The sequence below is a fragment of the Candidatus Tisiphia endosymbiont of Micropterix aruncella genome (genome assembly GCF_965178575.1).
Lineage (GTDB): Bacteria > Pseudomonadota > Alphaproteobacteria > Rickettsiales > Rickettsiaceae > Tisiphia.
This window is the reverse complement of the sequence record NZ_OZ238268.1, coordinates 534,304-547,523: the sequence shown is the minus strand read 5'-3', so window position 1 is coordinate 547,523 and position 13,220 is coordinate 534,304. Positions and strand designations below refer to the sequence as shown.

13 protein-coding genes and 1 pseudogene are annotated in these 13,220 nt (G+C 33.0%); 4 read left to right on the top strand and 10 right to left on the bottom strand.

The annotated features are described in order from the left end of the window. Nucleotides 1–56: 56 nt before the first annotated feature. A pseudogene (locus ACN1AG_RS02625) lies at nucleotides 57–815 on the bottom strand (IS256 family transposase); the annotation flags it as partial. A gap of 59 nt (nucleotides 816–874) precedes the next feature. On the opposite strand from ACN1AG_RS02625, the gene ACN1AG_RS02620 reads away from it, so the two are divergent. After that, nucleotides 875–1,912 carry an IS630 family transposase gene (locus ACN1AG_RS02620; protein ID WP_417904842.1) on the top strand — a complete coding sequence of 346 codons (1,038 nt, stop codon included), beginning with the start codon at nucleotides 875–877 and terminating at the stop codon, nucleotides 1,910–1,912. Here ACN1AG_RS02620 and ACN1AG_RS02615 read toward each other — a convergent pair. Further along, entirely contained in the window at nucleotides 1,909–2,088 is a 180-nt protein-coding gene (locus tag ACN1AG_RS02615) for a hypothetical protein (protein WP_417905388.1), read from the bottom strand. The two genes, ACN1AG_RS02620 and ACN1AG_RS02615, sit on opposite strands and share 4 nt — an antisense overlap. Nucleotides 2,089–2,203: 115 nt before the next feature. On the opposite strand from ACN1AG_RS02615, the gene ACN1AG_RS02610 reads away from it, so the two are divergent. Further along, nucleotides 2,204–2,967 (top strand): IS5 family transposase gene (locus ACN1AG_RS02610; protein WP_417904533.1). Its coding sequence is split into 2 segments (ribosomal slippage): nucleotides 2,204–2,536 and nucleotides 2,539–2,967, totalling 762 coding nucleotides; the frame shifts between segments, so codons are not numbered across the junction. A 283-nt stretch (nucleotides 2,968–3,250) separates the two neighbouring features. Here ACN1AG_RS02610 and ACN1AG_RS02605 read toward each other — a convergent pair. The 3 genes from ACN1AG_RS02605 to ACN1AG_RS02595 form a co-directional block, all read right to left on the bottom strand. Then, nucleotides 3,251–4,579 carry a reverse transcriptase domain-containing protein gene (locus ACN1AG_RS02605; protein WP_417905387.1) on the bottom strand — a complete coding sequence of 443 codons (1,329 nt, stop codon included), beginning with the start codon at nucleotides 4,577–4,579 and terminating at the stop codon, nucleotides 3,251–3,253. Between the two features lie 771 nt (nucleotides 4,580–5,350). After that, on the bottom strand, nucleotides 5,351–7,939 hold the full coding sequence (locus ACN1AG_RS02600; RefSeq protein WP_417905386.1) for an NB-ARC domain-containing protein: 2,589 nt from the start codon (nucleotides 7,937–7,939) through the stop codon (nucleotides 5,351–5,353). 149 nt (nucleotides 7,940–8,088) lie between these two features. Further along, nucleotides 8,089–8,517, bottom strand: a complete 429-nt coding sequence (locus tag ACN1AG_RS02595; protein WP_417905385.1) for a LuxR C-terminal-related transcriptional regulator — start codon at nucleotides 8,515–8,517, stop codon at nucleotides 8,089–8,091. Nucleotides 8,518–8,811: 294 nt separating this feature from the next. Between ACN1AG_RS02595 and ACN1AG_RS02590 the strand changes: the two genes are divergently transcribed. Together ACN1AG_RS02590 and ACN1AG_RS02585 are read left to right on the top strand one after the other, a co-directional pair. Then, the gene (locus ACN1AG_RS02590; RefSeq protein ID WP_417904495.1) at nucleotides 8,812–9,045 is read left to right on the top strand and encodes a hypothetical protein; all 234 of its coding nucleotides are present in this window, start codon (nucleotides 8,812–8,814) and stop codon (nucleotides 9,043–9,045) included. Nucleotides 9,046–9,347: 302 nt separating this feature from the next. Next, entirely contained in the window at nucleotides 9,348–10,457 is a 1,110-nt protein-coding gene (locus ACN1AG_RS02585) for an IS66 family transposase (RefSeq protein ID WP_417904515.1), read from the top strand. Here the strand turns inward: ACN1AG_RS02585 and tnpB are convergent. The 5 genes from tnpB to ACN1AG_RS02560 form a co-directional block, all read right to left on the bottom strand. Continuing rightward, a complete protein-coding gene (gene tnpB, locus ACN1AG_RS02580; RefSeq protein ID WP_417905064.1) occupies nucleotides 10,454–10,807 on the bottom strand; it encodes an IS66 family insertion sequence element accessory protein TnpB in 354 nt (117 codons plus the stop codon). The two genes, ACN1AG_RS02585 and tnpB, sit on opposite strands and share 4 nt — an antisense overlap. Further along, the gene (locus tag ACN1AG_RS02575) at nucleotides 10,795–11,220 is read right to left on the bottom strand and encodes a hypothetical protein (protein ID WP_417905063.1); all 426 of its coding nucleotides are present in this window, start codon (nucleotides 11,218–11,220) and stop codon (nucleotides 10,795–10,797) included. The genes tnpB and ACN1AG_RS02575 overlap by 13 nt, the downstream gene beginning before the upstream one ends. A 176-nt stretch (nucleotides 11,221–11,396) precedes the next feature. Next, entirely contained in the window at nucleotides 11,397–11,756 is a 360-nt protein-coding gene (locus ACN1AG_RS02570; protein WP_417905384.1) for a type II toxin-antitoxin system PemK/MazF family toxin, read from the bottom strand. Continuing rightward, nucleotides 11,732–12,010 (bottom strand): hypothetical protein, encoded by a 279-nt coding sequence (locus tag ACN1AG_RS02565; protein WP_417905383.1) that lies wholly within the window; start codon nucleotides 12,008–12,010, stop codon nucleotides 11,732–11,734. The genes ACN1AG_RS02570 and ACN1AG_RS02565 overlap by 25 nt, the downstream gene beginning before the upstream one ends. 353 nt (nucleotides 12,011–12,363) lie before the next feature. Further along, complete coding sequence (locus tag ACN1AG_RS02560) at nucleotides 12,364–13,101, bottom strand: toprim domain-containing protein (protein ID WP_417905382.1); 738 nt, start codon at nucleotides 13,099–13,101, stop codon at nucleotides 12,364–12,366. Between the last annotated feature and the right edge of the window lie 119 nt (nucleotides 13,102–13,220).

The following is a 13,220-nucleotide window of genomic DNA, read 5'->3' as shown; positions in this document are numbered from 1 at the left end:
TTTTCTCTATTACACAACAAACAAACACTATTGTCAACTTAATTGATGACACGCCCTAGATTATCCCAATTTTGTTGCCAAGATTTAATAACCATCGGATATTTTTTACCCCATTTTTCCTCAAGTCGTAGCAGGTTATATTCTGCCACATCTCTACTTTCCGCTTGGTAAATCATCTTTAAATCTACCATAAATGATTTCTGATCTTTGCTAGCTACATGCTTTAAAGAATTACGAATTTGATGTACTATACAAAGCTGTATTTCAGTTTTTGGAAATACTGTATTAATGGCTTCCGGAAAACCTTTTAGCCCGTCAATACAGGTTATTAATACATCTCTCATACCACGTGTTTTTAAATCGTTAAGAACACCTAACCAAAAATGTGATCCTTCTGATTCACAAGCATAAAATCCTAGAATATCCTTATGACCATTTTGGTCAATCCCCATAATATTATAAACAACTTTAGTTGTTACTTTGTTATCTTGTCTAACCTTAAAAAACATAGCATCAAGAAAAACTATCGCATACATCGCTTCAAGTGGTCTACTTCGCCATTCATTTAATTGCGGCATCAGCTTGTCGGTAATAGATGAAATTGTAGCAGCTGATACCTCTACACCATATATCTCTTGTAGGTGTCCAGCAATCCCTTCGTAAGATGTCCCAAGAGCATACAGAGCTAATATTTTATTATCCAGCTCCTCATTTAAAATAGTTTGTCTTTTTTTAATCAATTGTGGTTCAAAACTACCATTACGGTCTCTTGGTGTTTCAAGTTCGAAGGAACCTGTAGCCGTCTTCATAGTCTTTGTATACTGCTCGTAAATGAAGAGTTGAAAGAAGAGAAGAAAGAAGCTAGAATATGATTATGGGAAATATTTTAACATCTGAACAAAGAACGGCACTGAAGTCACGTCATGGTAATGAACGAGATAGGAGAGTATGTGACCGAATTAAGGCAGTTTTGCTGTATGATAAAGGTTGGAGCTATGAAGAAATAGCAGAAGCATTGCTGTTAAGTGAAGAAGCTATAAGAAAGCATGTAAGAGATTATCAAAAATTTAATAAATTAGAGACAGCTAACGGTGGTAGTGCAAGTAAGCTAAGTGAGCTAGAAGAGAAAGAGTTAATAGAGCATTTAGAAGTATGTAATTATGTTTATGCCAAAGATATTAGCAATTACATAGAAAAAAAATACGGTGTTGCCTATACAATAGCAGGAATAACAAAGCTATTAAGGAGATTAGGCTTTGTATATAAAAAGCCAAAGATTGTACCCGGCAAGCTTGATGTAGATAAGCAAGAACTATTTAAGCTAGAATATAGTTTGTTAAAAGGTAATCTCAAGGCTAAAGAAGCTATATATTTTATGGATAGCGTTCATCCTCAGTATCAAACAAAAGCCCGTTATGGTTGGATCAGAAAGAATCAAAATAAAACTTTACCAACATTTAGTGGTTGGAAAAGGAAGCATTTAATAGGAGCAATTAATTTATCTGATTTGCAATTAGTTAGCACAGATAATCCTAAAGTAAACGGTGATTATATAATCAATTTTCTACAAAAATTAGAAGCAGAAAATCCTAATAAAGAGAAGATATATTTGATTTGTGATAATGCTGGGTATCATAAGTCAAAGAAAGTAAAGGAGTATCTAGTAAATAGCAAAATAGAATTAGTATTTTTACCTCCCTATAGCCCTAATCTTAATCCGATTGAACGATTATGGAAATTTATGCATAGAATTGTAACAAATAATAAATTTTACCATAATTTTGCTCAATTCTCAGAAGCTATAGATAGATTTTTTGCTAATATTGATAAATACAAAGGTAATTTGCTTACTCTTATAACTGACCAATTTCAGACTATAACTTTTAATCATTTTGCCAACTCTTCAGGTTAATTGAGTATATTAATGCCGTTTCTACGGTTACTACCTTGTTCCAAACTATTTTCTAGTAAGTGAGAATCCATTTCACCTTCTAGGGCAAGCTCCGTAAAATCTTTCACTAAAGACGTTAGCAGTCCACTTGGACCAAGTAACGGCTTGCCTTGGTATAGTCCTTGTATGATCTCCATACATTTATTTTGATTAAGTATTTGTGATACTTGATCTAGGGCGTGTCATCAATTAAGTTGACAATAGTGTTTGTTTGTTGTGTAATAGAGAAAAAATTAAGGATAAATTTTCTCTATGCGTCGATATGCTCTACGTGACGATCAATGGGATCGGATTAAAGATAACCTACCTGGAAGGGAAGAGTCTGTTGGCGTAACAGCCAAGGATAATCGCCTATTTGTAGAAGCGGTCTTGTATCGATATAGGGCTGGTATACCTTGGAGAGACCTACCTGAACGTTTTGGAGATTTTCGAGTGATTCACCTACGTCATTCAAGGTGGAGCAAGACAGGTGTGTGGAAAAAGGTTTTTGAGATGTTGGCTAAAGATGCTGATAACGAGTATGCCATGATTGATTCAACCATTGTTAGGAGTCATCAACATAGTGCTGGTGCTAAAAAAAAGAGTTAGAGGATGACCAAGCAATTGGACGAGGTAAAGGGGGGCTGAGTACTAAAATCCATGCCACATGTGACGCTCTAGGGAATCCAACGGGATTCCATCTTACCCCGGGTCAAGCTCATGATTTGCAAGGATCTGATGTTTTGATGAATGAATTGACGAAAGCGGATGCTGTACTTGCTGATAAGGCTTATGATGCCGATGCACGTATGCGAGATAAGCTGAAAGATAAGGGATGTACAGTTGTGATTCCCCCAAAGAAGAATCGTGTGAATCCAGCTAATTATGATAAGGATCTTTATAAAGCTAGGCATTTGATTGAGAACTTTTTTGCAAAATTGAAGCAATATAGAGCTATCGCAACACGATATGACAAAACATCTCAGAACTTTTTAGGAGCTGTTTATATGGTTTCCATGGTAATTTGCCTCAATTGATGACACACCCTAGTTGAATTGGTTTCATTGGTTTACTCATGTCAAATTTCCTATTATTTTACGCGAAGAACATGTGGATAAGTTGATAGTAACTTATCCACATTCTTCGCTATTTACAACATCAATAATCTTTATTTTATATATTTAAAAGATTATCTTTTTCAATTTGTGTGAGTAGACCTAACCAATTGCTTGGTTAAGCCCCTCCTCAGAACCGGACATGCAGAGCTACCGCATCCGGCTCCCGAAAGGTAAGATAGGCTTGTACCCTATTTTGTTGGTTTTAGAACATTGAAATGCTCTTCCACTTATTTGGAAAGTTGACCCTTTTGAGTATTACAGCTAATCTTTGCCAATTCATCTTACGTTTTCCACCCATTCTATTAAACCACCCATATATTGCTCGCCTAGTTTGGTGAATAAATGAACTTACTCGTCTTTGATTATCTGATATACCATGATAATTGATCCACCCTTTTGTAGCTCTAATGACTTGCAATAGTATCTGTTCTTTGTCCCTCTCATTAAGGTGACTTCGTAGATATTCTCTTAGCCCTTTAAGCTTTTCGGTAAATCGATCTTTCCTTGTGGTATATTTTAATCTCCATGTGTTACCAAATCTTGATTTACCCCAATAGCAAGTAAAGCCAAGAAAATTATAACTCTTGATCTTCTTACCTTGCTTAGCTAAGTTCTCAGCATGGTATCTACCGGACTGAATCATCTGCGATTTAGTTTCATTGATGTTCAAGCCATACTTGTTTAATCTTTTAGGCAAAACCTCATAAAACTTCCTCGCATCTTCTTCATTCTCAAAGACAAACACCATATCGTCACAATACCTCACCATTCCAGTTTGCCCTCTTATGTTTTCCTTGCTGATTTTAGCAAACCAACAGTCAATAACATAATGTAGGAAGACATTTGCCAAAATTGGTGATGTTTTAGACCCTTGGCGGCATCCTTCCTTGTTAGTAACTATAGTACCGTTTTCTATAATTGCTGTTTCCATCAGTTTCATAACTAGTCTTAGGAATCTTTTGTCAGATATTCTCTTTCTTAGGAATCCCATCAACTCGGAATGTTTGATTGAATTGAAACACTTAGTTATATCAATTTCAACTACAGCTCCTTTATTGAAGTTATACGTAAGTCTATTCAACTTCTTAAGTGCATCATGGGCGTTTAATTTAGGTCGGAATCCATAGGAACACTTTAAGAATATTGGCTCAAACACAGAGTTTAATATCTTGCTTACTGCAGACTCGATTATCTTATCTTCGAAACATGATATTACCAAGGGTCTTTTGCCTCCATCTTCTTTCGGAATTAGCGTTATTCGTGCAGGTTTAGCTTGATATTGCCCCTTGCGAATTCTAGTAAGGAGCGAGAGCAAATTTGCTCCCAACTTCTTACCATAAATCGCTTTGGTTATACCATCTATTCCTACAGCTTTCTTGCTATCGAGTTCCTTATATTGTTCTTCTAACATCTCTAAATCAATAATATGTCCAAGATTATTAAACTTTATGTCTTGATTTTGCGATGATAGCAACTTTATACGCTCAAGTTTTGTTGACCATGTATTTCCGTCTATGCTGTGTACGGTCATTGTTTCCCTCTTACGTTCTTACCTTTCTGCCAGCCCTTCGCTCCACTTCCATTACGAAGCTTCATCACTACTACAACTGACTCAGCCATCCTTACACCATCTCCAAAGCCTTATGTTTCGGCACTTGTACTTTGAATACTTACTTAGCTCAGTAAGAGTTATAAGGACTTCTCAAGTTGCATCATTAATCTCTACAAACTCGCTGACGCCTGAGACCCCTGGTGATTAAATACTTTCGGATTTGCTAGTTATAACCTCCAGTATTCTATTGCTTACTACCCTGTATAAAGTATCAGCTCTCACTACTACCGACTATTTCGGGGCTATCACGTTCACCTTTTGGTTTCGGCTCGATTGTTTCGCTGTCTACGCTTTACTACTGTCGTTACCTTCAGCAGCACAAGACTCGCTATATGGTGGAGCTAGCTACTCCTTCCATAACAGGACTTTCACCCATAAGATTAATGCACCTTATCTTGACGCACACACACTTAGACGAACATTCCCCCTGAGGTTAAATCTTATTATTATTAATGTCAATATTTATAAGGTATACAAGGTAGGCATGTCTAGCATTTTGCAATTGATTTTCCCTCTGTATAGCTTACAAACAAAGACTTACAGGTGAGTCGGGAAAAAATTCGCCCTTTCCTGTAGAGAACCCCAATAAACTATCTCATTTTTTCTTCATTCTTCTTGTGTATACCATTTCTTTCCTTAAAAAATGATAAAATTACTTCCCATGCTTGTTCTTCTATGTAATACTTAATTTTATTGCAGTGAAGCTTTAATAGTCTTTTCCTTATTATTAATATTATTTAGTTCATTGTTAAGATGTAATTTCTCTGCTTGTTGTTTAGCCTTACCACAATACTCCAAAGCTTTATTAAAATCTCCCTTGCTAAAATAAGCATCTGAATAAGTTATATAAAAAAGCATTTTTGTTCTATCATCAGCTATTTCCTCAATTAAGTTATTATATTTATTGAACTCTACTATTACTTTATCAACTTGGTTGGTTAAAATAAGTAGTTTTCCATATAATCTTATTGATCGTAAAAAGTCTCTAGTGTTATGAGCTTCCTTAAATAGAAATATTGCTTTTTGAATTGATTTTATAGACGTCTCTATTTCTAGTATATTGGTATTAATTGTATCTGTTGTTTTATTTACATTATTCTTGGCTAAGACAATATTAACTTTATTGCACAATAATTTTGCCTTTAAAATTTTTATATCACTATCTTTTACTGACTTACTTATTTTTATATTATTATACTCATAAAATGCTTTATTTATTTTTTCTTCTGCCTTTTGATAATTACCAATTTTAAGATAATATGCTGAGTATAAATATAGAATTTTACACTTTAATATTTCTAAACCGTTAGTTTCCTGCAAATATCTATTAACCTCATCAAGTATCTCTAGAAAATCTTCATATTTCTCTTGATAAAAGTAGACCGAAGAAATCATTAAGTCCATTGCCGCAAGATTTTCATTATACGTGTCTTTGAATTTAGTTTTAAATTGCTGACTAGTTTCAATAATTTGTTGAAACGAATTAGCTAGTTTAAACTCATGCTCATTATCTACAAAAAATCGCAATAATAATTCAAACCATCTTAAATTTAAGGTAGAACAAATACTATTTTTATTGTTATTGTCTAGTGACTGATGAAGTTGATGACGTAAGACTGCTTGTACTAAGCGATGAATAGCAATAGTATCATTATCACCATAATTGATCATAGAATATTGCCATAATAGAGCAATATGCTTATTTAATGTTAATCGTGGAGATGATAAATGTGGATAAGCTGTTTGCAACCATGTAAGTAATATTTCACGAGAGATTTTGTCTGGTGCTAGGTACGCAGCTACTGTTAAAAGTTCAATAGCTATTGGGGGTTCATTATTAACTTTAGTATCTCTAATAATTGCCTCTAAACTAATATTCCATGTTATTGCTACTGGATAATTATAGGTGGTTGTCTCATCTAAAAAAGTATTATCCGCTAATAATTCTGATTCATACCTCTTGTAAAGATCCAAATATTCTGGAATAGTGATATGTTTTTGTTTAATATAAGCACTAGCTTGCACTAGTGCTAAGGGTAAATATCCTAGAATTTTTACTAATTCTTTTATAGCATTTTGTTCTTCTGCTACATCCCGCTGTATTAAAGTCTTTATTGTTTTGATAGCTTCCTTTTCTGTCATGATATCAATAGGCAATATTGCAAACTTTGTTGACCAATGACGTTGACGAGTTGTTAAAATTACATATCCACCAGCTTCTGGTAGAAATGGTTCGATTTCACGATAATTATTTACGTTGTCAAAAACTAAAAGCCATCCTGGATTGTCAATTAGCCATTGTTTAACATAAGCAATAATATTTTCTTTTGTATAAACGGCTTCTGTGTATCCTAATAACTTAGCAAATTCAACATATTTATTATACAAATAATCAACGTTTTCTGCAGGAAGCCAAACTTTAAATGTATAAGGATGCTTTGTATGATTGACATATTGCAAGGCTAATTGTGTCTTACCGATTCCTCCAAGTCCAGCACATGCACTAATTGCTAAATTACTTGTTGCCTCTGGCGTATGATTTTGATGTAATTTATTGTATAAATCACTCAATAATTTTTCTCTACCAACGAAAACATGATTTTGTCTAGGTATATTCCAACTAGTCAGATTCTTAGGAAATGTTATTGGTTTCTGTTGTTTAAACCAAGATACTATTGCTTCTTGATTTCTAACTATTTTTTTAATAGTTGGATTAAATATTAAAAGATAAGCACTACAAATAATTAAAGCCAATATCCCAAATATTGGTAAGTAAATATTCTTAGCTTTATCTTGAATATTTTTATTTGTCAAATAAGATTGAGGAGAAACTGAACCGGAATTATTTGATAGAATATTATTATATCTTTCCTTGAACTTAATAATAATGTTGTTTACATTCACATTAGAAAAAATCTTTGTGATAATTTCTAAAAGAATAAAATGATATTGTTTGGATGAAAAAAAATTAATATATTCAAAATTAGTTTGTTTAGGTAAGAATTTTATACATTGTTCTTCCTGTGGCATAAGAAAAAATACTTTAGATATATCCTGATCACTAGACATAATAATAGAACCACCATCTCGCTGTTGTTTAGCTATAGTATCTTCATTTACTGCTAAAACATAGATGGTGCATTGCCTTAATTGTTTTTTGCCTTCGTCATCTGTCTCCTTATGCTTTAAAACTACAGGAGCATTATTAAAATCTTCTCGTAATTCTACAGAAACTGTTATGCCTATAAGGTGTAAATCACTACGTATCTTATTGATCATCAAGTTTACATCATACGTCAATTCGGGATAAGGATTAGTAAAAATGCTTTAGCTATAACTAATACAAGATTTTGGATATGTATAAATTGCATTTCTGTGAATTCATACATTAATTGCTCTTCGTAGTGTATATATGTCTGCTATTTTTACTAATCCTTATCCCGAATTAACGTATCATGGTTTCCTAGATTTGGTAAAACAATAAAAAGGGATATATTGTCAGACTTTGTTAATATTAAAATTTCCTTTAATATTCTTCTGAATTCTTGTTGAACTAATAAACTTAAATAATAATTTTGTATTAGTTGGTATTTGTTAGATTTTTCTATAAAGTTTATAATCCCTTCTCGGGAGTTTGTTGCTATTTTTCTTTTGAGATTAGAGATATGACTTTCAATAGTTCTCGTCTCAATCTGTTTATCCTCATTTGATAGAAAATTAGCTACCCCTTTGATATTCTTCCCACGTGTAATGCACGCTATTATATCTATTTCCCTTAATGTGAATTTAATATTGTTAATTGTTAGCAAATGTTGTTCATAAATCTCTTGAGGGCATAGTATTCCTTTATCTTCCATAAAATATAATTTATTTAAACTTATATCATTTCATAAGAGTTAAGAATCTCTAACTTATAGATTAGAAGATTATATTTTTAATACAAACTATAATCAGTCAATTTTTAAATTACATCTATGGTATACTTGCAGCAAAACTGCATAACACTATTAAATTTTTTTGCTAGTATAAATTTATTTTATAAATTTGGGTTTCTACTATGCAAATATCACCGATTAATAAAAAAACTAGTTGAAAAAGTACCAGTCATATTATAACATCTGAAATATTAACAATAATGATAATTAATCGAAATGCAAAAGCCAAAAGTAGCGACCTTAAGTGCTGAAGAACGAGAAGAACTAATACAACATATTAAGGCAAATTCATTAACAGGAAATGATCAGCAAGCGATAATAGAACTTGTGAAATTTTGTAACGAACTAATAGACAAGCTAGCATCATCAAATATCAGTATAAATAAGCTTAAGGAAATGCTGATTGGTTTTAAGGCAGATAACAAAAAAAAGATAGTTCAGATTCATTAAAAGAACCGCCAAGTGAATCTGATAACGGGAATGGTGGTAATGAAGAAGAGTGCGATAAGCCCAAAAAGATAGATCGTAGTAATTGGCAAGGTAAATATGGGTTTGATGATTATAAGGATGCGAATACCAGCTATTTAGCTCCTGAGAATTTTTGTAGTGGTGATAGCTGTCCTCACTGCTATAATGGCAAACTATATAATAGTGAAGCTAGAAAATTGCTACAATTCACAGGTAACGCTCCAATTACAGTCAACAGATATGTAAAGAAAACGCTACGCTGTAATGCTTGCGACTATAAAGTTATGAACAATAAAAATATCAACAAATGGACAAATAGTAGCAGAAGTGCAATAGTGTTACAAAAGACCTATGGTACTCCTTTCTACCGTTTATCTAGGTTGCAAAGTTTAAGTGGGTTTCCTGTAGCATATAGTTCGTTGTGGCAACAATATTTAGATGTTTGGCAAGAAGGTGGTGGAGCTGAGATTTACGGGGTATTATTGGAAATGGCTGCCGAATGTAATTCACTGAATCTTGATGATACTAGAGCCAGGATTTTAGAAATTACTATAGCCAATAAAAAATTACGTACTCAAAATAAGAAAGGACGCAGCTGTTATACTACTACTATATGTGCTAAGACTACAAATAATGAGGTGATAGTTTTATATTTTACAGGTAATAAGCATGGCGGGGAGAATATTGGTAACGTACTAAAGAATCGTAAGAATAGAACAGATTCTATCCAATTAATGACTGACGCAAGTAACAATAATAACCCGGTATTATCAGAAGCAGATAAAGAATTACTAGCAATAATAGTGATGATCAATTGTTTGTCACATGGTCAGAGAAAATTTACAGAGAATGAACTATATTACCCTGAAGAATGCGGATATTTTCTCAAACAAACACGTGGTATTTACCACAATGAACATCAATGTAAAGAGATGAGCCCTGAAGAAAAACTGGGGTATCATCAGGAACATAGCAGTAAATATATAGAAAACATATATAACAAAATAGACGAATTATTTAACGACAAGAAAGTTGAGCCTAATAGTAGGCTTGGACAAGTTATGAGATATTGGTTAAATAATAAAGAAGGTTTGACCCAATTTTTAAAAATTCCAGTTAGCAGTCTTGATAATAATTGGGCTGAGAGATCACTGCGTACCATTATTTTACAAAGGAAGAATTCATTATTCTTTAAAACAATCAATAGTGCTGAGATACATAGTGGTCTATATAGTATAGTAAAGACTTGTAGTGAGAACGAGATCAATGCCTTTAAATATTTAAATTGGCTACAAGAGCAGAGTAGCAAAGCAAAGAAGCATCCTGCGAATTATAGCCCTTTTGCCTATGCAAGATATATGAATAATACGGAATTAATCAAGACAGCAGCTTAAATGACAGAACGCCAATCATTAGAGAGTTTGGCAGAACTAGGATCGCCATTATGAATAAGAATGTATAAGGTTCTATGGCAAATCTGATAAGATAAATTATCAGAAGGGAAGAGTTTTGCCGTAAATTTACCTTTGGATAGGCGTTTAGAGCATAGCCAAAAGCCTTGACCGTCAAAGGACAAAATTTTAATGGCAGTTCTGTTTTTATTATAGAATAAAAACAAGGAACCATTAAGAGGGTCAGAAGAAAGTTTTTGTCTACAAACAGCGATTAAGCCATCTATACCCTTGCGAAAATCGATGGCAATAGTGGCAACAAAAATAACTAACGCCGGGGTTAGTTGCAGCATAGAAATGTCTGAATTATGGTTTTTGGCTCTAGTGTTTGGATAATAAGCTTGGTACCATTTGGTTTAATAATGTGACAAGTATAGTGATTTTGTTTGGGGTTCGCTACAGGATCAGTAGCTATAGAATTTACTAGTTGAAATGGGACAAAATTAATATTTTGTTGTAGAGCTTGATTTGAAGCTGAGACAGGAGAAGTTTTGAGGGTAGGTTCATGGGCTTTTTTAATTGAACTAATTGTTGCTTTATTAATATTAAGATGTTTAGCTATCTCTTGGTAAGAATAATGATGGAGTAATTGGTGAACTAATTCCTTTAGATGGTTTGGTATGGGATCAAACTTGTTAGTTTTAGTTTGACGCCAAGCTTTAAATTGCTGAGCTACTTGCTCAATAGTAATTGATGGTATTTGCATAGTAGGAACCCAAATGTATAAAAAATTCATACTAGCAAAAAAATTAGATAAAGTTATGCAGTTTTGCTGCAAGTATACGATTTAAGTTACATTATTTGTAAGCACTGTCATGGTCTGTATGCAATGTTAATAAGCGTAGGTGGACTATCAAACGACCCAACCTAAAGTTTAGTAGTTCATAAATCAACTAATAATCGTAACTTATATAAAATACTATTTAATTCAGCATAGGTAGTTTGTGCTAATCTAGGGTGAATAACACGATTTATAGTAACTGAGCGACAATGCTCTACTAAAGCATAACTTTTAACTTGTAAATTATCCCTAACCTCTAATCCAAAATGGAGTTTGCTAAATTCAGTTTGTGACTTACTACTAAGAGGACAGACGAAAATAATAGGTGGACTAGAGTTCAGTATTATTTGTGAGTTTAATATTATGACGGGGCGTATTTTTCCAACCTCATCTTTCTTTGCTGGATCAAGTCTAGCTAAGTAGATACCACCTCGAGTTAGAATTTTCTGTTGTTCCACCATTCCTCTTTTTCTTGCGGTAGATTTGAGTTTAAACTCTCTATTAATTCCTCTGACTCCTTAAGGTATTCTTTCGATTTTTTCATAGCGGTAAAACTCTTAATAATATCATTTTGTTCAAGCTGAATCTGAAAATTATTTAATTCATGTATAACTGCTTTGCGTATAAATTCAGTTCGAGATATACCTAACTTTTTTGCTACTTCATTACTGGCTGTAGCTATGTTATTCGGTAAAGTTATGGACAAACTTATCATATTAAAAACCATATGAGATAATATATAAGATATTATACTAATAAAAAATAATAAAAAAACAAAAACCTACATTGAAATGTATTGAATACTTTAAGGAAGAAAAAGAATTGCAATAAACAGAGATTCAGGAGTTCTTTTTAGGTAAAAGGGGTATTGATCAGATTTATAACCCTGCATCTTTACACCTTCATTTAAGCATATAAATACATCTTATTTCTTATCTTAACTTTCTTCCACTCCTTACTTATTACTTTTTCAACAGCCCGGTAATTTTATCTGACAATTAGCTTGTAACAAGGTCTATAAATCACATATAATTAAGGGCTATAACTGACATCCTGAAATACCTATTTCTAAATTGGTTTAACTGATATACCATGATTTTTTTGTACTTCGGAAGCATTTGTTAATTCATTTTTTATTTGCTTACCTATTGTTGATTCTGGGTTGATATATTGCATTACTTGCTTGTCTTTGCCCATTGCTGCTAGATAATCTTCTGGTATTGTATGACTTTTTCCTTTGAAATCATATATTACCACATCACAAAACCTAACATTACCTAGATTATAATCAGGATCAAATTTGTTCTTCATGGTTTGCAAGTCCTTTGTTATTCTCTGCTCAATTGCTGCAGAACAAACCTTGTGGCTATAGTTGATAAAGGCGTCCATATTTTGTTGTTTATATATTTGCAAAGCGGCACTTATATTTTCTGCTGTCGCAAATTTGTCTAATGATTTTATCTCATTTTGAAAGTTTTGGAATATATTGGCATTATAAGCAGCTTCTGATTTTGCCATTTCTACCTTTATTACTAACCTATCAATCTCTGGTACTATTATCTCTCTTATTGCTTTCCAGTTTTTGGTTCTAAGAACATCATTAAAATCACCTTTTTCTGGTGGCATCACTATGGAAACTATAGCACCTTGCTGCTCCAGTTTTTCTTTAGCAGTGGTGATTGTTTTGACTGATAGTGCATTTGAACCATCATTATCCGCAGCAATTATAATACCTTCATTTAGTTGTGGTTGATAGTTTTCGATGTTCCTAACTACAAGGGTACAGAGAATTTTACCTTCAATCATAGCTTCTTGTAAACTTAAAGCTGTTTCTACTCCACTTGCGATAATACGTCAATTCGGGATAAGGGATAAGAAAGAATAGTGTAGATATAAGAGTTGCAAGGAGTTAATGCCTGTGATAA